Genomic DNA, 20,221 nt, shown 5'->3' on the forward strand with positions numbered 1-20,221 from the left:
TTCAGCCAGTCGACCCACGGGCGCTCACGCTAACACGGTCCCCGGCCGCTCCACCGTCGTCCGCCGCGGCTGCTGCGTCACCGTCCGGCAGGCGCCGCGGGGCGGCGGCCAACCACACCAGCAGCGGCACCAGCAGGGTCGCCGCGGTGGCCGGGACGGCGACGCCGGAGTCGTTGACCGCGGCGGCGATCGTCAGGCTCAGCGCGGTGGCGACCAGGGCGGCCCGCAGCACCAGGACGTCGGCCGCGGGCAGGTCCCCGGGGCTGCCGACCGGCCGGCTGCGCAGCAGTCCACCCGGGCGCAGCAGCCACAGCGCCGCGACGAGGGCGACGGCCAGGGTCCAGGACAGCGGGCTGCCGACCAGGATGCCCAGGTTGGCCTCGGCCTTGCGGCTGACCACCGTCCAGGCCTGCCCGTCGACCAGCTGGGCGACGAACCGGCCCAGGTGGCTGCGCTCCGCGGGGGGCTGACGCCAGTCCAGCACCGCGACGGTGCCCACGGCGAGCACGGCCACGCCCAGCACGGCCACCAGCCGGACGACGGTGACCCGGATGCCGGCCAGCAGCATGGCCAGCAGCAGGAACCCCGGCACCGCGGCCAGCACGCCGCCGAAGTCCCGGCCCAGCGAGGGCGCGCCGATCAGCCCGGTGACGACGACACCCACGACGAGGGTCACCAGCAGCACCTGCCGCCGTCCCCCACCCGCCGAGCGTCGGGCCAGGGCCACGGCCAGGCCCGCGGTCAGCGGCAGCCCGCTGACCGCGAGCAGGCCGAAGGTGAGGTTGCCGTAGCCGGTGAACCGGCCGGCGACGATCGCGTCGTAGCCCAGCAGGCCGTCCAGCTCCAGGTGCGAGCCGGTGACGACGTCCCCGAGGAGGGTGACCAGGGTGACCACGAGGACGGCGACCGCGGGGCCCAGCCGCCGGCGCCGCCACGGGCCGAGGGAGGCGACGAGGGTGACCAGCGCGGTGAGGACGGCGACGGAGCCGGCCAGCGCCGTCCGGGGGGCGCCGCCGTCCTGCCAGGGCACGGCACTGGCCAGGTAGGTGGCCACCGGCAGTGACGCGGCGGCCAGGCAGACCGGCCGGACGAAGCGGCGCAGCCGGTTGCGGGTGGCGATGCTGGGCTGCCGGCGGGCCCACCAGTCGCGCAGCCGCTGCGGGGTGTACCGCGGGGCCCGCCAGCCGCCGAGGGTGAGCAGCCCCAGTCCGACGACGACCGCCGACACCAGCACCAGGATCCAGAAGAAGTCCCCGGTCGTGCGGTTGTGCACGATCGCCCGGGTGTTGGCCTCGTCGAGGTCGGCCACGGCCCGGGCGAGTGCCGGCCGCTCCCCCGTGGCGCTCATCGGCTGGCCGTTCATCGAGGTCGGCTCGTCCAGTCCCAGGGCGCGCAGCGCGGTGGGCGCGGTGTCGATCAGCTGCACGAACGGCGCCCGCCCGGTGCTGGCGGAGGTGAGCCAGCCGCCGTCGTAGCCGGGGCCGTTCGCGATCGCGACGTGCAGCTGGGGGCGGCCGTCGTTGACCTCGGACACACCCTGGACGAGCAGCAGGGTGTCCCCGGGCAGCGTGGTGAGTGCGGCGCGCACGGCGCCGACGGCCTGGTCGACCTGGCCCAGGGCGGCACCGCGGGGCAGCGGCTGGGTGCCGGTGTCGGTCTCGTCGGCACTGGGCGCGCCGGCGTCGGTGAGGTCGCCCAGCGAGACCAGCGTCAGCGGGCACCCGGCGACCATCCCGGCGATGCCGGCCGCGTCGGCGGGCAGCTCCCCCACCTGGGTCAGCGTCGCCTGCGGGCCGGCGGCGGCCACGGACGCCGCCCGGCCGACGGTGCTGACGCAGGGGACGGCGTCCCCGAGGGCGCCGGGTTCGGCGCCGAAGCGCGCGGTGGCCTCGTCCTCGGCGACCCGGGCGACGGCGACCGCCGGGTCGGCGATCCCGACGTTGGCGACCTGCTCCTGGAGCCCGCAGTAGGACAGCGAGGTGTCCTCGGGGGTGTCGGGTCCGAAGATGTCCGGGACGGCGGCCGGCAGGTCGTCCTGGGCCTCCGCGCCGGGGTCGGGCGGCAGCGGCACGGGCGGGATCGGCTCGACGGCCTGGGCCCAGCGCGCGCGGTTGCCCGCCCCGAGGGTGGCCCAGCCGTCCAGGACGCACGTGGTGGAGCGCGCGGCCCGGACGCTGAGCGCGCCGATCGCGGACTCCTGCGCGAGCGTCCACGTCTGCGGCATGACGTCGGGGTCCACGTCGGACCAGACCAGCCCGGGGACGCCGAGGACGACGACCCGGTCCGCGGCGTAGGAGGTCTCCTCGGCGGCACCGGCCGGCGCCCCCAGGCCGAGGAGCACGGCCACCGACGCCAGCAGGACCGCCAGGGCCCGGCGGGCGGCCGTCACCGGTCCGCCGGGCCGAGCAGCTCGCGGTAGAGGGCGACGAGCTGGCGGGCGGTGCCCGCCTCGTCGGGCCAGCGGGCCGCCTGGGCGGGCCCTGCCGCGGTCAGCCGGTCGCGCAGCGGCGGGTCGGTGAGCACGGCGGTGACCGCGTCGGCGAGTGCACCGGCGTCACCGGCGGGCACCAGCACCGCGGCGTCACCGACCAGCTCGGGGATGCCGCCGACCCGGGTCGCGACCAGCGGGGTGCCCGAGCGCAGCGCCTCCTGGGCGGTGAGCGAGCGGGCCTCCCAGACCGAGGGCAGCACGCACACGTCGGCGGCGGCGAGCAGGTCGGCGACGTCGGTGCGCCGCCCCAGCAACCGCACCGGCAGGCCCTCGGCGTCGATGCGGGACTGCAGGGGCTGCTCGAGCGGTCCGTCACCGGCGACGACGACGAGGGCGTCGGTCCAGCTGCGTGCGGCGTCCAGCAGGGTGTCGTAGCCCTTCTGCGGGTGCAACCGGCCCACGGCGACCACCAGCGGCCGGTCGCCGTCCAGGTCGAGGTCGGCGCGGACCTGCGCCCGGTCCCGCTGCGGGGCGGGCAGCGGCGGGGCGGACACCGGGGCGACCCGGACGTCGCGGGCGCCGAGCCGGGTGGCGTTCTCGGCCAGGTCCCCCGACGCGGCCAGCACCACGTCGGCGGCCCGGACGGTGGCGGCCTCCGCGCGGGAGAGCACGGCGCGCTTGAGCCCCCCGCCGGGGGGCAGCTCGTTGTGCAGGGTCACCACGAGCGGGTGGGTGGCCCGGCCGGCGCGGCGGGCGGCAGCCGCGACCAGGCCGGCGCGCAGTCCGTGGGCGTGCACCAGGTCGACGTCGGCGGTGGCCCGGGCGAGCGCGCGCACGGCCCGCAGGTCGGCGACCGGGTCCAGCCCGGCCGAGATGCCCACCGGCCGGAAGGCCGCGAGCGCGGCGAAGCCGAAGAGTGCGTCCGTGGCAGCCGGCCCGCAGACCCGGACCTGCGCCCCGGCGCGGCCCAGCGCGGCCAGCACCGACCGGACGTGCGTGCCGACCCCGCCGGTGCTGGTGGCCAGCACCTGCGCGACCCGGCGCCCGGCGAGCACCTGCTGCTCCTGCTCGGTCACCGGTCACCCCTGTCTGCTCGGTCCGTGCCCTCGGTCGGTGCCCGGTCCGTCCCGGTGTCCGCGTCCCCGCCGGACCGGAGCCCGCGCACGGCGGCCGTGAGCGGTCGCCGGGCCAGTCCCATCATGACCACCGCCGCGACCACCAGCACCGTGCCCCCGGCCAGGACGCCGATGCCGACCGCGGCGAGCACCCCGCCACCGGGCACGGGGTCCGAACCCAGCGCGCGGGAGACGGCCAGCCCCGCCGCACCGCCCAGCACCCCGGCCAGGACGGCGACGGAGCCGGTGCGCGGCAGTCCGGCCAGCCCCTGCACCCCGACCACCCGGTGGACCACCATCAGCAGGCCCAGCCCGGCGACGGTCACCCCGATCGTGTGGCCGGTGGCCAGCGCGACGGCCCGCTGGTCGCCCGGCAGCACACCGGCCAGCACCAGGTCCGCGGCCACGGCGACCAGCCATCCCCCGCCGACGCACACGGTGGGCGCCTTCCAGAGCCCGCGGGCGTAGAGGGCCCGGGTCAGCACCGCGACCAGCCCGTAACCGAGCAGGCCGGGCACGAACGCCACGATGGTCGGGGCCAGGGCGGCCGCCGATGCGGCGTCCCGGTCGGAGGCGAGGAACACCCGCGCCATCGGCCCGGACACCGCGACCAGTCCCGCTGCGGCGAGCGCCGACAGCGCCACCACCAGGACCACCACCGGGGCCAGCACCCGGCGGAAGCCCTCGTCGTCACCGCGGGCAGCGCGCTCGGACAGCCCGGGGTAGGCCGACGTGGCCAGCGGGACCGCGAGCGCCGCCCAGGGCAGCAGGAAGAGCGTCATGCCGGCGAAGTACACGACCTGGGTGCCGTCGGGCACGCCCCCGGCGTTGGCCAGCCGGATCGCGACGACGGCGACCAGCTGCTGCCCGGCCAGGGTCAGCACCCCGGCCACGGCCAGCCGGCGCACCCTCGGCGCCGCCCCCACCGGGAACCGCAGCCGGGGCCGCAGCCCCAGGCGCAGACCGCGCAGCGGCAGCAGCAGGCAGCCGGCCAGCGCGACCACCCCGAGCGTCGTCCCGACGCCCAGGACGAGCTCGGCGGGCCGGGACAGGTCCTCCGCCGCCCGTGCGCCGCCGATGCCGGCAAAGGTCAGGTAGGCCCCGGCGACGACGACCGAGGACAGCAGCGGGGCCAGCGCGGGTCCGGCGAAACGACGGTGCGCCTGCAGCACCCCGGTCAGCACGATCCCGATGCCGTAGAGCACGACCTGCGGGGCGAAGACGACCAGGAAGCGGGCGGCCAGGTCCACCTTGGCCGGGTCGGCGGCGTCGTCCCCGAGGAGACCGACGGCGATCGGGCGGGCCAGCAGCGCCAGCGCGACGGCCAACGGGGTGAGCACCAGCAGCGCCCAGCCCAGCAGCGCCGAGGCGGTCTGGCGCACCTGCTCCCGGTCCCCGGCGGCGATCCCGCCGGCCAGCATCGGGACCACCAGGCTGGCCAGCGCCCCGCCGGCGACGACCTCGAAGACGATGTTGGGGACGTTGTTGGCGGCCAGGTAGGTGTCACCGGTGCTGGCGGCACCGACGGTGTTGGTGAACACCACGCTGCGCCCGAACCCGGCGAGCCGGGCGACGACGGTGAGCACCGCGATGAGCGCGGCAGCCCCGGCGACGCCGCGCACGGCCTGCTGGCGGGTCACCTCAGGCGGGGCGCCGGCCGAGACGGTCCAGCTCGCGCAGGCCCGGGGTGGACTCGATGACGGCGGTGAAGCTCACCTTCTCGCTCGCCAGCGTGAGCCCGGTGACCAGTGCCAGTGCGCCCACGCGGGCCGCCCGGGACTCCGCACCCGCCAACCGGAGACCCAGCAGCGCACCCAGGGAGTTCGCTCCGCAGTCACCGAGCATGACCTGCTCGCCCAGGTCCTCGGGCAGCACCGCCAGCGCGGCACCCAGGGGGCCGGCGACCAGACCGCCGACGGGACCGGCCAGCGTGCCGGCGGCAAGCAACGCGCCGGCCTTGGCGGCCCGGCCCGGGCGCAGGTCCAGCAGGTTGACCAGGTTCGCGGTGCCCGCCACCAGGCCGGTGGTCAGCACGCCGTCCACCCATGCGCCGGCGCCGGTCCCCCGGCGGGTCAGCACGGCCGCGACGGCCGCCGCCGCACCGAGTCCGGCGACCTTGACCGCGCCGGCCGACACCCGGCCGGCCCGCAGCGCGGCCAGGTGGCCGGCCAGGCCCTTGTCCCGGGCCTGCTCAGGACGTGCACCCGCCAGGTCGTCGTAGCCCCCGACGACCGCACCCACCGTCCCCACCAGGGCGGCCGCCGCACGGGTCCCCGCCGGGGCGCCCAGCACCGCCGACCCGGTGGCGGCCGCGGCCAGCACCGGGCCGCCGAGCAGGGTCAGCGGCCGGCGGGCGTAGTTGGTGCGCCGCCAGCGGGCGGCCGCGGGCCGCTCGGCGGCCTCGAGCGCCCCGGCGAGCCCGGCCCGGACGACGCCCGCGCCGAGGGCGGCGAGGACCAGCCGGGAGGCCATCAGCGGGCGGGGACCGGCGGGACGGGCTGCGCGTCCTCGCCCGTGCCGTACCGGCCCGACGTCCCCTGGCCCTCGCTCGACAGAGCCAGCACGGTGCTGATCCGGCCCTCGGGGGCGTTCGCGTTGTCGACCGTGGAGATGGTCGTGGAGGCCTCGGTGTCGGCCCGGATGACCCCGACCAGCCCACCGTCGCCGGCGGATGCGGCGTTGCCGCTGACCACGGCGCCCGAGCCCTGCGCGTCCAGCGCGCTGACCAGGTCCAGCAGGGCGGCGTTGCGCGCCTCGGCGTCGTCCCCGGTGACGGCGCCGGCGGTGAGGAACACCGCGTAGTCCGCCGCGCTCACCGAGTCGCTGCCCACGCTGAGCACCTCCAGGGCGGCCAGGCCGGCGAGCACCTGGGAGGTGGCGGTGCTGTCCGGTGCCGTGCCGGGGACGACGCTGCCGTCCTCGGCGACCGCACCGCTGGGGGCGATCACCAGCACCTGGGCCAGCAGGCTGGCGACCAGCTCGGCGGTGTCGCTGGTCTCCGGGGCGGTGATGCCCGGGGGCAGGCCGCCGGGGCCGGTGACGTAGGTCTGCAGGCTCTGCGCGGTGGCCGGGTCGCTGTAGGCCGGCGACAGCTCCACGGTCCCGGTGACGGTCGCGCCGGCGTCGGTGATCAGCGAGCTGATCTCGTCGACCACGTCGCTGTCGACGTCCTCGTTGCCCACGACCAGCACGACCGAGCGACCGGTGAGGGTGCCGGCGACCAGCGCGGGGCCGACCTCCTCGGCGAACCCGCCGGTGGCGTCCAGCTGCGCCTGCAGCCCCTGGGTCTCGTCCTCCAGGGCCCGCTTGTCCTCCTGCAGGCCGGTGACCTGGGTGCGCAGGTTGTCGGTCAGCTGGCCGTTGAGGGCGGTGGTCCCGATGACGATGCCCAGCGCGATCGCCAGGAAGACCGCGATCAGCGAGACGAGGTGGTAGCGGAAGTCGATCACGAGAAGAGGTTCTCCAACCAGAACACGAGGCTGTCCCACTGGTCGACCAGCAGGTCGAGGTAGATCTGACCGGTGGTCGAGACGGCGAGCGCGGCCCCGATCGACACGAAGGCGGCCAGCACCAGCAGGACGAGGGCGAGGGTCGAGATGCGGCTGCGGTAGAGCCGGGAGACGCCCTTGGCGTCGACCAGCTTGCCCCCCAGCCGCAGGCGGGTGAGGAACGTGGAGGCCATGCCACCGCGGCCCTTGTCGAGGAACTCGACGAGCGTGGCGTGCGTGCCCACCGCGACGATGAGCGTGGCGCCCTTCTCGTCGGCCAGCAGCATCGCGATGTCCTCGCTGGTCGCCGCGGCCGGGAAGGTGATCGCCTCGACACCGAGGTCCAGGACGCGCTGCAGACCGGGGGCGCGGCCGTCGGCGTAGGCGTGCACGACCACCTCGGCCCCGCAGCGCAGCACGGAGTCCGAGACCGAGTCCATGTCCCCGATGATCATGTCCGGCTGGTAGCCGGCCTCGATGAGCGCGTCGGCCCCGCCGTCGACCCCGATCAGCACCGGGCGGTAGTCCCGGACGTAGGACCTCAGCGCCCCGAGGTCCTCCTTGTAGTCGTACCCACGGACGACGATCAGCACGTGCCGGCCGTCGATCTGGGTCGCCACGTCCGGGACGCCGACGCCGTCGAGCAGGAGGGCCCGCTCGGTCTTCATGTACTCCATCGTGTTGGCGGCGAAGGCCTCCAACTGCGTGGACAGACCCGCGCGGGCCTCGGTCATCGCCTCGGCGATGGTCTCGTCGGTCTGCTCCGTGCCGGTGACGACGGCGGTGTCGTCCACGTAGAGGGTGTCGCCGTCCAGGCGGACGGTGGTGCCCTCCTTGAGGTCGGCGAAGACCTCCTTGCCGACGTTGTCCAGCAGCGGGATGCCGGCCGCAGCGAGGATCCCGGGACCCAGGTTCGGGTAGCGGCCCGAGGTGCTGGCCGCGGCGTTGACGACGCCGGCGACCTTGCAGGAGACGAGGGAGTCCGCGCTGACGCGGTCGATGTCCACGTGGTCGATGACCGCGATGTCGCCCGGGCGCAGCCGCTTGGTCAGGTTCTTGGTGCGGCGGTCCAGTCGCACGGTCCCGGTCACCCCAGGGGCCGTGTCAGCGGCGCTCTTCCGCCGGATGGTGCCGATGCGCATGGCCGCGATGGTCGCACGCGGGGCTGATCACGCTCCCGCCCGACGCGCTCCCGCGGCCGGCTGAGACGCACTCGTCCGCTCACGGAGGGTGAACGACACCACCCCCCGGGCGACTCGCCCGGCCGCCGCCCGGAGCGGCGTGGAGGGCCGGTCGGCGGGGTGTCTAGCGTGGCTCGGGTGACTGGTGGGGCCCGGACGAGGCGAGCTGCAGCGACTGTCCTGTCCGAGGCGACCGGGATCGAGGTGCCGGTCGCTACAGCGACGGCAGCCGAGGTCCGCGCGGAGGACGTCGTCGCAGCCCAGGCGCGCGCCGACGCCCGCGAGGCCGCTCGCGCCGCCTCCCCGGAGGAGGACGAGCTCGCCGTCGCCGAACCCGCGGTGCCGACCGTGGACGCAGTCCTGGACGCGGGCCCCACGGTCGTCCCGGACCCCGGTCCCGACGTGGACGCCGCCCCCGCTGCCGGCGCTGACGGCTCCCCCGCCGGGTCGTCCACCGACGCCGGTCCACAGCCGGACGCCGACCCCGTGGTGGACGACACGTCACTGCGTGACGACGACCGTACCGAGCGTGCGGTGGCCGAACGCGCCGTGCCGGAGACCGCCGTGCCGAAGGGCGCTGCGGTGAAAGGCGCTGTGGTGAAGGCCCCTGGGGTCAAGAGCGCTGCGACCAAGCGCGCCGTGCCGAAGGGCGCTGCGGTGAGAGGCGCTGCCGCGAAGGGCGCTGCGGCGACCGCTGCCCGGGCCGCCGCGACCCCGGCGGACACGCCGCCGACCGGCAGCACCGCCTCCGGTGCGCCCGCGCCCAAGCGCCGCCGCGGCGGGCAGAACCTGCGTGAGGTCCGGCGGCAGCAGACCCGGGAGACCATCGTGGACGCGGCGTCCGCGCTGTTCGTGGAGCGCGGCTTCGACCACGTCAGTGTGCTGGAGATCGCCCAGCGGGCCGGGGTGGTCGAGAAGACGGTCTTCAACCACTTCCCGGTCAAGGAGGGCCTGGTCTTCGAGGCCGACCCGCCGATGCAGGCCGCCCTGCTGGACGCCGTGCGGCGTCGGCGCGCCGGGGAGTCCGTCGCCGCCGCGGCCGGCACGTTCATCGTCGCGGCGTGCAGCCGGCTCGGGGACCCGCGCGCCGCGGGCACCGTGGCGGAGATGGCACGCGTCATCCGCGGCTCCCGGACCCTGCAGGTGCGGGAGCGGGAGATCCTCGGGCAGCTCACCGACGCCCTGGCCGAGCAGATCACCCTGGAGACCCGCGCCGAGCCCGGCGAACTGGAGCCCTGGCTGACCGCGAACGCCGTCCTCGGGCTCTACCAGGCGCTGCTGGAGCTCGCGCGCGACCGGGTGCTCGGCCCCGACGGCACCGACGACCTCGTGGAGGAGCTGCGGGCCCGCGGGGAACGCGGCCTCGCGCTGCTGCAGTTCGGGCTGGCCGGCTACGTCAAGCGGAGGGCCTGACCGCACCGACCGGCGTGCGCTGGGCAGCTCGGCCGGCCGGTCCCGGCCCTCCGCTCAGGTCACTGGGGCTGCCCGGCGACCGCCAGGAGTTCGCGGGCGTGCGCCTGCCCCGTGTCGCTGTCGCTGAGCCCGGACAGCATGCGGGCGAGCTCGCGCACCCGGTCCTCGCCGGCGACCGCGCGGATGTCGGTGGCGGTCACCCCGGCCCCGGAGTCCGGCGCCTTGTCGACCACCAGGTGCGTGTCGGCGAACGCCGCGACCTGCGCCAGGTGGGTGACGACGACGACCTGGTGTTCCCCCGCCAACCGGGCCAGCCTTCGGCCGATCTCCCCGGCGGCCTGACCCCCGACCCCGGCGTCGACCTCGTCGAAGACCATCACCGGCACCGGGTCGGCACCGGCGAAGACCACCTCGATGGCCAGCATGACGCGGGAGAGCTCGCCGCCGGACGCGCCCTTGTGCACCGGGCGGGCGGGGGCGCCGGGGTGCGCGGCCAGCAGCAGCGCGACCTCGTCGGCCCCCTCCGGACCGGGCGACTCCAGGTCGGTGGTGACGGCGAAGGACACCCGGGCGGTCTTCATCGCCAGGCCGGCCAGCTCGCGGCCCACGTCGGCGGCGAACCCCTCGGCGGCGGCGGTCCGGCCGGCCGAGACCCGCTCGGACAGCTCCCGCAGCTCGGCACGGGCCGCGTCCCGGGACGCCGTCAGCGCCTCCAGGGCCTCGTCGGAGACGTCGAGCTGGGACAGCCGGTCGGTGGCGTCCTCCGCCCAGGCCAGCACCCCACCCACCCCGGCGCCGTGGTCGGCGTAGGTGCGCACGAGCGTGGTGATGGCGGCTCGGCGGTCCAGCACCTCGGCCAGGCGGGCGGGGTCGGCGTCCAGGTCGGCGACGTACCCGGCCAGCTCCACCCCGACGTCGGCGACGACCGCCCCGACGTCACCCAGCCGCTCGGCCAGGGCGACGAGGGCCGGGTCGCCGGAGGCCGCCAACGCCCGCTGGGCGGCTGCCAGCGCGGTCGTCGCGTCCTGCGGGAGGTCCTCGCCACCGCCCAGGTCGCCGGTGGTGTCACCGACCAGCGCGAGCCGGGCCTCGTCGGCGGCGCCACGCAGGGCGTCGGCGTCGCCCAGCCGGGTGGCCTGGGCGTCCAGTGCCGTGTCCTCGTCGGGCTGGGGTGCCACGGCGGCGATCTCCTCCAGACCGCGCCGGAGCACCTCGGCGGTCTGCGCGAGCTCGCGGGTCTGGGTCCGTCGGCGCTCGAGGTCCTCGGCGAGCTGACGCCAGCGGGCGTGCGCGGCCCGGTGGGCCTCGACCAGCTCGAGGTGCGCCGGACCGGCGTACCTGTCCAGGGCCCGGCGCTGCTCGGCCGGACGGGTCAGCCGGAGCTGGTCGGTCTGGCCGTGCACGGCCAGGAGGTCCTCGGCGATCTCGGCGACGACGCCGACGGGGACGCTGCGTCCCCCCAGGTAGGCCCGGGACCGCCCCTCGGCGCTGACCGTGCGCGCGAGGATGAGGCTGCCGTCCTCGTCGGCCTCGGCGCCGGCCTCGGCGGCCCGCGCCCACACCGGGCTGTCCGGCGGCAGCACGAGCCGACCCTCGACCCCGGCTCGACCCTGCGCCCGGACGCGGCCCGGGTCCGCTCGCCCGCCGAAGAGCAGGGTGAGCCCGGTGACCACCATGGTCTTGCCGGCACCGGTCTCCCCCGTCACGACCGTCAACCCCGGGTTGAGGTCGAGGGTCACGTCGTCGATGGCACCCAGGCCGTGGATGCGGACCTCGCTCAGCGCCCCGTGCCGCGCCGACGGCACGGGCGCGGTCGCGGGCGCTGGCGCGGTCGCCGGGGTGGCCTTCTTCCGCTCACGCGGTGCCATGCGGTGCCCCTCCGTGCTGCTCACCGGTGCCGGGGGTCGAGGCCGGCTCCGCGGTGTCGTCGCGCAGCAGCACGTTGCGCCGCGTCGGGGCCAGCTCCCGGCCGGGGCCGGCGTGCGCGGACCGGGCGTCCCGGAACCCCCGGACGGGCAGCCCGAACTTGGCCACCAGCCGGTCGCCGAAGGTCGTGGGGTGCACCCGGGCGATGCGCACCGACCGGTCCGAGCGGCGCACGTCGACCCGGCCGCCGGCCGGGATGTCGACCACCCGGCGCCCGTCGGCGGACACCCGGGCCCGGGTCCCGTCCGGCGGGATGGCGATGGTCAGCACCGCGTTGGGCGAGGTGACCAGCGGCCGGGAGAACAACGCGTGCGCGTTGGTGGGGACCAGCAGGATCGCGTCGACGTCGGGCCACACGACGGGGCCACCCGCGGAGAAGGCGTAGGCGGTGGAGCCGGTCGGGGTCGCGGCCAGCACGCCGTCGCAGCCGAAGCTGGTCAGCGGCCGTCCGTCGATGGCCAGCACCACGTCCAGCACCCGGGACCGCTCGACCTTCTCCACGGAGGCCTCGTTCAGCGCCCAGGTGCCGCCCACCCGCTCCCCGTCGGCGTCGAAGACGTGCGCCTCGAGGGTGAGCCGCTCCTCCACGGAGTACTCGCAGCGCTCGATGGCGGCGAGGGTCTCCTCGACGGCCTCGGGCTCGGTCTCGGCGAGGAACCCGACCCGTCCCAGGTTGACCCCGATCAGTGCGGCGTCGGTGGAGCGCGCGAGTTCGGCGGCACGCAGGAACGTGCCGTCCCCGCCCATGACGAGCACGATCTCGGCGCCCTGCGCGGCCTCGGGCCCGAACGCGACGACCTCGGCGCCCTCGATCTGCAGGTCGACGGCCTCGTCGTCCAGCAGCCGGACGACGATCCCGGCCGCGGTCAGCCGGGCCGCTGCGGTGCGGGCCAGCGCGATGATGTCGGCGCGCCCGGTGTGCGCGGCCAGCAGGACCCGGCGGACCCCGTCGGAGGCGGGCGCGCAGGCCTGGTCGGTGTCCGGCGTGACGCTGTTCTCGAGGTTCACTGGGGGCCCTCCTGGACGGCTCGGTGGACGGCTTCGGGGTCGGGGGGTGCGGCGTCCCGCCGCAGCCGGAGGAAGAACTCGACGTTGCCGGCGGGGCCGGGCAGCGGGCTGGCGACCACCCCGGCGGTGCCCCAGCCCAGGTCGGCGGCTGCCCCGGCCACGGTGAGGACGGCGTCGGCCCGGTGTGCGGGGTCGCGGACCACGCCACCGGTGCCCAGCCGTTCCCGGCCGACCTCGAACTGGGGCTTGACCATGGGGAGCAGCTCCCCGTCGGGCCGGGTGCACCCGGTGAGGGCGGGCAGCACCAGGCGCAGGGAGATGAAGGACAGGTCGGCGACGACGAGGTCGACGGTGCCGCCGATGTCCTCGGGTGTCAGGGTGCGCACGTTGGTCCGCTCGTGGACGGCGACCCGCTCGTCGGTGCGCAGCGACCAGGCCAGCTCGCCGTAGCCGACGTCGACGGCCACGACCTCCCGGGCGCCACGGTCCAGCGACACCTCCGTGAAGCCCCCGGTGGAGGCGCCGGCGTCGAGCACCCGCCGGCCGGTGACGTCGACACCGAACGCGTCCAGCGCACCGATGAGCTTGTGCGCCCCCCGGGACACCCAGCTGGGCGCGTCCGGGTCGGTGCGGACCACGACCGGCGTGCCGGCCTCGACCCCGGTGGCCGCCTTGGTGGCCAGCTGCCCGCCGACGGTGACCCTGCCCTCGGTGATGAGGGTCTGGGCGTGCTCCCGGGAGCGCGCCAGCTTGCGCCGGACGAGTTCGGCGTCCAGCCGGGCACGGCGGGCCATCAGGAGCCCACCGTCGTCGCGCACGGGGTGGGTCGGGGTGCGGTCACAGCTGGTCGATGGTGGCGAGGCGGCGCTGCAGCCGCTCGTGCTCGGCCTCCAGCACGGCCGCGTGGCCTGCGACCGGCACCGCCTGCAGTCGTTCGGCGAGGGTGTCCACCGGGTCGGCCGGGGAGCCGGAGGGGGCGGCCGCGGGATCGGGACCGTCGCCCTCCGAGACCGCGGCGGGTGCCGGACCGGGACGGGCAGTCGGGCTCGGGGACCCGGGCACCGGCCGCGGGGGTCCGGGCAGCGGGCGACCGGTCTGCGTCACGTGTGCCCCTCCCTGCCGTCGTGGCCGTGTCGGTGTACAGGTGCCTGGGTCCCGGCGGCAGGTCCACGGGGGACCCACGGACCGTCCTCTCCCCCGGCCTGCACCGGTGGGCCAGGGCGTGCCGCGACAACCGCGACGACCGGCACCGCTCATCCCCGAGGCTACTGCCCGGCACCGACAGGACCGGGGCCGCGGGACCCCCGGGGTAGCGTGCCCGGGGCGCCGCAGACGCGTTGCCGACCCGCCGACCGTGGAGGCACCCGAGCGTGGCGACCCTCGAGCAGTGCATGAGCGCCCTGGAGGGGTTCGTCGGCAAGCTGGCCGCCAACCCGGCCGCGCAGGGCCTGGACCGGACCGTCTCCTGCCGCCTGACCGACCTCCAGCAGGTGGTCCAGGGCCGCCTCGCCAGCGGCTCCGCGCACGACGTGACCGCCGTGCCCGAGAGCCCGTCGGTGCCCAAGGCCGACATCCGGTTCACCATGACCAGCGACGACCTGCTCGAGCTCACCGCCGGGCAGCTGTCGTTCGGCTCGGCCTGGGCCAGCGGTCGGGTCAAGCTGGAGGCCGGCCTCCGAGACATGCTGCGCCTGCGCTCCCTGCTCTGAGGTCCCGGGCGCCCGCCGGCGGTCCAGGGTTCAGCCCTCCGTCAGCTGCCAGCGCCGCAACGCCGCCGCCGCCTCGTCGCCGCTCCCGTCGGCGGCGCTGACCCGGGCCGGGGCCGCGTCGGCACGGTGGTCGGCCCAGTGCGCGACGCACAGCGCGCGCAGGCCGTCCAGGCCGTCGTCCGTGCCCGCTGCGCCGCCGTCCGGGCCCGCCAGCAGCAGGCCGCCCTCCCCGTCCGACGTGGCCCGCCACCCGCCGCACACCCAGTCGGCACCCTCGCGGACCACCTCGGGGTGGCTGCGCGTCAGGCCGGCGACGTCGTCGGCGATCAGGTCGGGCCGGTGCTCGGGGCCGGCGGCCAGCAGGACGTCGGGGGTGGTGACGCCGGAGAACACCAGCAGGCTGGGCGCACCGGCCCGCTGGGCTCCCTCGACGTCGGTGTCCAGCCGGTCGCCGACCACCAGCGGGGTGCGGGCCCCGGTGCGTCGCACGCACTCGGCGTGCATGGCCGGGTCGGGCTTGCCGGTCACGACCGGCCGTTGCCCGGTGACGGCGCTGACCACACCCACCAACGCGCCGTTGCCGGGCAGGACCCCGCGCGGCGAGGGGATGGTGGCATCGGTGTTGGTGGCCACGTGCACCGCTCCCCCGCGCACCGCCACGACGGCCTCGGACAGCTGGACCCACCCGACGTCCCGGCCGTAGCCCTGCAGCACGGCCACCGGGCCGTCCTCGGCGCTGTCGACCACCTGGAGACCCGCGGCCCGCAGCGCAGCGGCGACGCCGGGACCACCCACGGCGAGCACCACGGCGCCGTCGCCGAACCGCTCGGCGACGACGGTGGCACCGGCCTGGGAGCTGGTGATGACGTCGGCGGCCTCGGCCGGCACGTCGAGCTCGGTCAGGTGCCGGGCGACCTCCTCGGGGGTACGCGCGGCGTTGTTGGTGACGAAGCCCAGGCGCATGCCGGTGTCACGGGCTGCCCGCAGGGCCTCGGCGGCACCCGGGACCGCGTCGGGGCCCACGTAGACCACGCCGTCCAGGTCCAGCAGCGCAACGTCGTGGACGGCGGTCGGCGGCTGGGCGCTGCCTGCGGCCAGCAGGGGCACCTCGGGGTGCTCGACGGTCACGGGGTCCTCCGGGGTGGTGGTGGCGGTGACCGGGTCGGTCTGCCGGTTGATCGCACCACAACCCCCCGGGTCGCACGCTGTGGCCCGTCCGTCCCGCGGCTGCCGGGGCCGGCGGTCGGTGGGGCGGGCGTCCGTCCGGGAGCCGCTCCTACGATCACGGGATGCCCACGCCACCCCCCGGTCCCCCGCCGTCGTCACGGTCGGACACCCTGCGGGTCGCGGCGTTCGGGGCCCTGGTCTACGCGCAGCACGACCCGGCCCACCTGTCCCGGGTCAGCTCGCCGGCCTACGACCTGGTCACCGCGCAGGGGCGGGCGGGTCTGGCAGCCGCCGACCCGCACAACGTGGTGCGGCTGATCCTGCCCGGTGTGGACGACGACCGGCCCACCGCCGCGGACCCCGCCGCGACAGCGGCGTCGGCGGCCGGGACGCTGACTGCCTGGCGCGCCTCGGGAGTGCTCACCGAGGACGCCGGCCCAGCGCTGTGGCTGTACTGGATGCTCTCGGCCGACGGCTCCGAGACCACCGGCTGGCTGGCTGCGGTGGCCGTCCCGGAGAACGGGTCGCGTGCGGTGCTGCCGCACGAGGACACGTACGCGCCCGCGGTGGAGGGCCGACGCCTGCTGCTGGCCGCGACCCGCACCGACCTGGAGCCGATCGTGCTCGCCCACGACCCCGACGCCGACGTGGCGGCGGTGGCCGACCGGGTGGCCACCGGTCGACCGACGATGACGGTGGCCGACCCGGACGGCGTACGGCACACGCTCTGGCGGGTCGAGGACGCCGACCTGCTGGACCGCGTCGTCTCCGGCCTGGGACGGACCGGTGCCGTGATCGCCGACGGCCACCACCGCTTCGCCGCCGCCCGCGCGCACGCCGCCTCGGGGGCACCCGGGTCGGGCTCCGTCCTCGCCCTGCTGACGCCCATGGGACCCGGCGGGCTGCGGCTGCGCGCCATCCACCGCGTCGTGCCGGGGCTCGAGCTGACCGCGGCAGGAGGCGCGGCCGCCACCGGGTTCACCGTGACGAGGCTGCCCGTGCCCGCCGAGGGGGTGGTCGCAGCCGTCCACGAGTGGACCCGCGGGAGCGACCGGGGCCGGATGCTGCTCAGTGACGGCCACGACCTGCTGGAGCTCAGCGACCCGACAACGGCGGTGCGGGACCGGGTGCCGACCGACCAGCCCGCGAGCTGGCGGGCACTCGACGTGGTCCTCGCCCACCACGGCCTGGTCGGCGCGCTCTGGGGGCTCCCCGACGACCCGGCGCACGTGCTCGTCGCCCACGACCCCGACGAGGCCCTGCGGTCCGCCCAGGAGACCGCCGGGGTGGCGCTGCTCCTGCGTTCCCCCACGCCGGACGACGTGGCTGCGGTGGCGCGGTCCGGCGCCCGGATGCCCCGCAAGTCCACGCTCTTCGTGCCCAAACCGCGCACGGGCCTGGTGCTGCGGCCCCACTGAGGCAGGCGTCTCCGCGCGGCTCACACCTTCACGCACCGTCCACCGCGGTCTCGCGCCAGGCGTGGGACCGGGTGGCCTTGCGAGCCCCACGGACCGAGACCTCGTAGGCGACCGCCGTGCCGTTCGGCGTCCGCCAGAAGCGGCGCTGCAGTGCGCCGTCGACCTCGATGACGTCGTCGGGGTGCCATGCCTGCGCCCTGGTGATCAGGCCCTTGGCGGTGCTGACACACGTGAGGACGTCGCTCTTGGGACCCCGCGGGCGTGGTGACTCGCGGCGGACGACGAGCTTGAACAGGAGCAGCGTGTCCCCGCTGGGCAGGGGACGCAGCTCGACGGGTGCTGACAGGCGTCCGCGGAGGACGACGTCGTTGCGGTCGATCAGGGCCAGGCTCATGGCAGGAGCCTCACCCCCCAGGTGGACACACGACGGGCCCGCCCACGATCTGTGGACGGGCCCGGTGCATGTGGACGGCGACCGTCAGCTGCGGGTCGGGACCTGCTCGTCGCCGTCGTCGTCACCGTGGGTGTCCTCGGCGATCTCGGCGGCCTGGAACAGCCCGGTGTGCCCGGCGGCACCCGACCGGGGGACGCTCGTGGTGCTGGGTGCCTGCTCGTCGGAGAACCCGGGGGCCGGGATCTCTCCCAGCAGCTCGGCGACCTCGGCCTCGACGTCGTCCTCGTCCGGGTCGTAGCCCGGCCCGACGTCCTCGCCGTCGACGAGGTCTTCGTCGTCGTCGGTCTCCTCGGAGCTGTCCCCGGCACCGTCTGCGGCCGCCTCTGCCACCGCCTCAGACCCGGAGGCCGCCTGTGGCTCGACCATCGCACCACCGGCGGTGTCCACGGAGGTGTCGAGGTCGGAGTCACCCGTGTCGCCGGCATCCGAGGAGTCGACGGCCTCGGGGACTGCAGTCGGCTCGTCACCCACCTCGTCGTCGGCCTGGTCGTCGTCGAGGTCGTCGTCGAGGTCGTCCTGGAGGTCGTCGCCGTCCTCGAGGTCGTCGTCGTCCTCGTCGAACTCGATGCCGGAGAACCGCTCGGACACGCCGGTCTCGTCCTCGGGGTCGGCGGCCATGATGGCGCTGAACCACTGGTCGGCGAGCTCGGCGTCCCCCCGGACCACGAGCAGGTCGGCGTAGGCCGTGGCCAACCGGAGGCGGCCCAGGTCGCCGGCCTGCAGCGACTCCGGATCCGGTCGCCCGCCCAGGGCACTCTCCAGGACGAGCGCCGCGGCAGGCAGCTCGTCGAGGTCCTGTCGTGCCCCGGACTCGACGAGCTGGAGCTCGACGATCTCCTCGGGCTCTGGCCGCGCCGCGAGGGCCTCCGACACCAGGCGCAGGGCCACCTCGGGCTTGCCCAGGGCGCGCTCGCAGTCGGCGAGGACGGCCCGGTAGCCCTGGTCGCCGCTCATCCGGCGGTACGCCCGCAGTTCGCTGGCAGCCTCGGCGTAGTCACCGGCGTGGTACGCGGCAACCCCCACGGCCTCCCGCACGGCGGCGATCCGGGACGCGCGGTCCCGGGCTGCACGAGCGTGGGCCAGGGCGGTCTCGGGGTCCTCGTCGACGAGGCCACCGGCGGCGACCAGGTGCTGGCCGACGACCTCGGCGTTGCGGGAGTCCAGACCCCGGAGGGCCTGGCGCACCGACGAGTCCAGCTGGCGGGGGTCGGCCCACTCGGGGATCGGCGGGCCGGCGGGCCTGCGCTCGGCGAACCCCCCGGTCCGCTCACCCCCGGAGGGGCGGCGGTCCTGCCACGCCGGACGGTCACCCGAGGGGCGACCACCACGGTCGGGACGGTCGCCGGAGGGGCGACGGTCCTGCCACGCGGGACGGTCGCCGGAGGGACGCCCCGCGCCGGCCGGCCGTTCCCCGGAGGGACGGCGGTCCTGCCACGCCGGACGGTCGCCCGACGGCCGGCCGCCACGGTCGGGGCGGTCGCCCGAGGGACGCTGCGGACGGTCGCTCGCAGGGCCCCGGTCCTGCCACGCGGGCCGGTCCCCGGACGGACGGGCGCCACGCTCGGGACGGTCTCCGGAGGGACGACGGTCCTGCCACGCGGGCCGGTCGCCGGAGGGACGCTGCGGCCGGTCGCCGGAGGGACGACGGTCCTGCCAGGCGGGACGGTCGCCCGACGGGCGCGCGCCACGGTCGGGACGATCGCCACCCGGCCGCTCGCTGCGCCCGTACGCCGGGTTCACCCGGTCAGGACGGTCGTCGGAACCGTTGCGGTCCTGCCACGCCGGACGGTCACCCGCCGGCCGCCCACCACGGTCGGGACGGTCGCCCGAGGGACGACGGTCCTGCCACGCCGGACGGTCACCCGCCGGCCGCCCACCACGGTCGGGACGGTCGCCCGAGGGGCGACGGTCCTGCCACGCCGGACGGTCGCCGGAGGGACGACCGCCACGATCGGGGCGGTCGCCCGAGGGACGCTGGGGGCGGTCACCCGAGGGGCGGCGGTCCTGCCAGGCCGGGCGGTCACCCGACGGGCGCGCGCCACGGTCGGGGCGGTCACCACCCGGTCGGCCACGCTCGTCACCTCCGCGCTGCGGCCGGCCCGCACCGTACCTGGGCTGCCAGTCGCCGCTCAGACGCTCACGCTCGCGTGCACCCGGCGGGCGCTGGGAAGATCCCGTCCCGCGGTCCTGGGCATCGCGGCCGCCGTCACCACCGGCGGGGCGACGGTCCTGCCACGCCGGCCGGTCACCCGTCGGGCGACCACCACGGTCCGGCCGCTGCCCGCCCTGGGGTCGACCCCCACTGCCGCCGGCGGGGCGCTGCCCACCGCTGGGGCGCCGGTCCTGCCAGTCGCCACGGGGACGCTCGCCACCGCCCGAGGGACGACGCTCCTGCCAGTCCCCCCGGGATCGATCGCCGCCACCACCAGCGCCACCGCCGCCGGCGGGGCGACGGTCCTGCCACTGCGGGCGGTCGCCCGAAGGGCGCCCAGCACCCTGACCGCCACGATCGTCACGTGACGCAGCTCCGCGGTACCCGCTTCCGCCGCCCCCGGTACCGCCGGACTGGCCGCGGTGTCCCGCCGGCCGAGCCGGACGGGCACCATCACGGCCCTGCGGACGACCGGCCTGCCCACGGTTGCCGCCGGAGCTGCGGCCGCGGTCGGCGCCGCCGGCGCCACGTCGGGGTGAAGTCATGAGCCAGGTACCTCTTCGTTCGTGGGGCAACGCCGTGGAGTCTCCAGGCGGTCGTACTCGGACGACAAACAGCGAAAAGGGGGCCAGAGCATGTGCTCTGACCCCCTTTTCGGAATGATGTCCGGCGGCGTCCTACTCTCCCACCCAGTCCCCCGGGCAGTACCATCGGCGCTGAGAGGCTTAGCTTCCGGGTTCGGAATGAGACCGGGCGTTA

At 76.5% G+C, this 20,221-nt stretch carries 16 protein-coding genes and 1 rRNA gene; 3 read left to right on the top strand and 14 right to left on the bottom strand.

Going from position 1 to position 20,221, the window contains the following annotated elements:
* Position 1: 1 nt before the first annotated feature.
* From ASG41_RS21125 to steA, 6 genes are read right to left on the bottom strand one after another with little or no spacing between them, the layout of a single operon-like run.
* Positions 2-2,389, bottom strand: a complete 2,388-nt coding sequence (locus ASG41_RS21125; RefSeq protein ID WP_056300179.1) for a hypothetical protein — start codon at positions 2,387-2,389, stop codon at positions 2-4.
* On the bottom strand, positions 2,386-3,507 hold the full coding sequence (locus tag ASG41_RS21130) for a glycosyltransferase family 4 protein (RefSeq protein ID WP_056300183.1): 1,122 nt from the start codon (positions 3,505-3,507) through the stop codon (positions 2,386-2,388). The genes ASG41_RS21125 and ASG41_RS21130 overlap by 4 nt, the downstream gene beginning before the upstream one ends.
* Positions 3,504-5,186 carry a murein biosynthesis integral membrane protein MurJ gene (murJ, locus tag ASG41_RS21135; protein WP_056300186.1) on the bottom strand — a complete coding sequence of 561 codons (1,683 nt, stop codon included), beginning with the start codon at positions 5,184-5,186 and terminating at the stop codon, positions 3,504-3,506. Before murJ ends, ASG41_RS21130 begins: the two co-directional genes overlap by 4 nt.
* Position 5,187: 1 nt before the next feature.
* Positions 5,188-6,018 carry a hypothetical protein gene (locus ASG41_RS21140; RefSeq protein ID WP_056300190.1) on the bottom strand — a complete coding sequence of 277 codons (831 nt, stop codon included), beginning with the start codon at positions 6,016-6,018 and terminating at the stop codon, positions 5,188-5,190.
* Positions 6,018-6,995 (bottom strand): copper transporter, encoded by a 978-nt coding sequence (locus ASG41_RS21145; RefSeq protein ID WP_056300193.1) that lies wholly within the window; start codon positions 6,993-6,995, stop codon positions 6,018-6,020. The genes ASG41_RS21140 and ASG41_RS21145 overlap by 1 nt, the downstream gene beginning before the upstream one ends.
* A complete protein-coding gene (gene steA / locus ASG41_RS21150) occupies positions 6,992-8,125 on the bottom strand; it encodes a putative cytokinetic ring protein SteA (RefSeq protein ID WP_235564979.1) in 1,134 nt (377 codons plus the stop codon). The genes ASG41_RS21145 and steA overlap by 4 nt, the downstream gene beginning before the upstream one ends.
* Before the next feature lie 294 nt (positions 8,126-8,419).
* On the opposite strand from steA, the gene ASG41_RS23320 reads away from it, so the two are divergent.
* Positions 8,420-9,628 (top strand): TetR/AcrR family transcriptional regulator, encoded by a 1,209-nt coding sequence (locus tag ASG41_RS23320; protein WP_235564980.1) that lies wholly within the window; start codon positions 8,420-8,422, stop codon positions 9,626-9,628.
* Between the two features lie 59 nt (positions 9,629-9,687).
* Here ASG41_RS23320 and recN read toward each other — a convergent pair whose 3' ends face one another.
* From recN to ASG41_RS21175, 4 genes are read right to left on the bottom strand one after another with little or no spacing between them, the layout of a single operon-like run.
* Entirely contained in the window at positions 9,688-11,496 is a 1,809-nt protein-coding gene (recN, locus tag ASG41_RS21160) for a DNA repair protein RecN (RefSeq protein WP_082557205.1), read from the bottom strand.
* The gene (locus ASG41_RS21165) at positions 11,483-12,562 is read right to left on the bottom strand and encodes an NAD kinase (RefSeq protein ID WP_082557195.1); all 1,080 of its coding nucleotides are present in this window, start codon (positions 12,560-12,562) and stop codon (positions 11,483-11,485) included. The genes recN and ASG41_RS21165 overlap by 14 nt, the downstream gene beginning before the upstream one ends.
* A complete protein-coding gene (locus ASG41_RS21170; RefSeq protein ID WP_056300325.1) occupies positions 12,559-13,356 on the bottom strand; it encodes a TlyA family RNA methyltransferase in 798 nt (265 codons plus the stop codon). The genes ASG41_RS21165 and ASG41_RS21170 overlap by 4 nt, the downstream gene beginning before the upstream one ends.
* 43 nt (positions 13,357-13,399) lie before the next feature.
* Entirely contained in the window at positions 13,400-13,666 is a 267-nt protein-coding gene (locus tag ASG41_RS21175; protein ID WP_056300198.1) for a hypothetical protein, read from the bottom strand.
* A 287-nt stretch (positions 13,667-13,953) separates the two neighbouring features.
* On the opposite strand from ASG41_RS21175, the gene ASG41_RS21180 reads away from it, so the two are divergent.
* The gene (locus tag ASG41_RS21180; RefSeq protein ID WP_235564981.1) at positions 13,954-14,271 is read left to right on the top strand and encodes an alkyl sulfatase C-terminal domain-containing protein; all 318 of its coding nucleotides are present in this window, start codon (positions 13,954-13,956) and stop codon (positions 14,269-14,271) included.
* Positions 14,272-14,301: 30 nt separating this feature from the next.
* On the opposite strand, the gene ASG41_RS21185 is transcribed toward ASG41_RS21180, so the two are convergent.
* Positions 14,302-15,399, bottom strand: a complete 1,098-nt coding sequence (locus ASG41_RS21185) for an HAD-IIA family hydrolase (protein ID WP_235564982.1) — start codon at positions 15,397-15,399, stop codon at positions 14,302-14,304.
* A 161-nt stretch (positions 15,400-15,560) separates the two neighbouring features.
* Between ASG41_RS21185 and ASG41_RS21190 the strand changes: the two genes are divergently transcribed.
* A complete protein-coding gene (locus ASG41_RS21190; RefSeq protein WP_056300204.1) occupies positions 15,561-16,856 on the top strand; it encodes a DUF1015 family protein in 1,296 nt (431 codons plus the stop codon).
* Positions 16,857-16,884: 28 nt separating this feature from the next.
* Here ASG41_RS21190 and ASG41_RS21195 read toward each other — a convergent pair whose 3' ends face one another.
* The 3 genes from ASG41_RS21195 to rrf form a co-directional block, all read right to left on the bottom strand.
* The gene (locus ASG41_RS21195; protein WP_056300208.1) at positions 16,885-17,250 is read right to left on the bottom strand and encodes a single-stranded DNA-binding protein; all 366 of its coding nucleotides are present in this window, start codon (positions 17,248-17,250) and stop codon (positions 16,885-16,887) included.
* 84 nt (positions 17,251-17,334) lie between these two features.
* Positions 17,335-18,495 carry a hypothetical protein gene (locus tag ASG41_RS21200; protein WP_056300211.1) on the bottom strand — a complete coding sequence of 387 codons (1,161 nt, stop codon included), beginning with the start codon at positions 18,493-18,495 and terminating at the stop codon, positions 17,335-17,337.
* A 1,631-nt stretch (positions 18,496-20,126) separates the two neighbouring features.
* Positions 20,127-20,221: ribosomal RNA gene (gene rrf, locus ASG41_RS21215) — 5S ribosomal RNA — on the bottom strand; the annotation flags it as partial.

It is taken from the genome of Modestobacter sp. Leaf380, assembly GCF_001424485.1.
Classification (GTDB): domain Bacteria; phylum Actinomycetota; class Actinomycetes; order Mycobacteriales; family Geodermatophilaceae; genus Klenkia.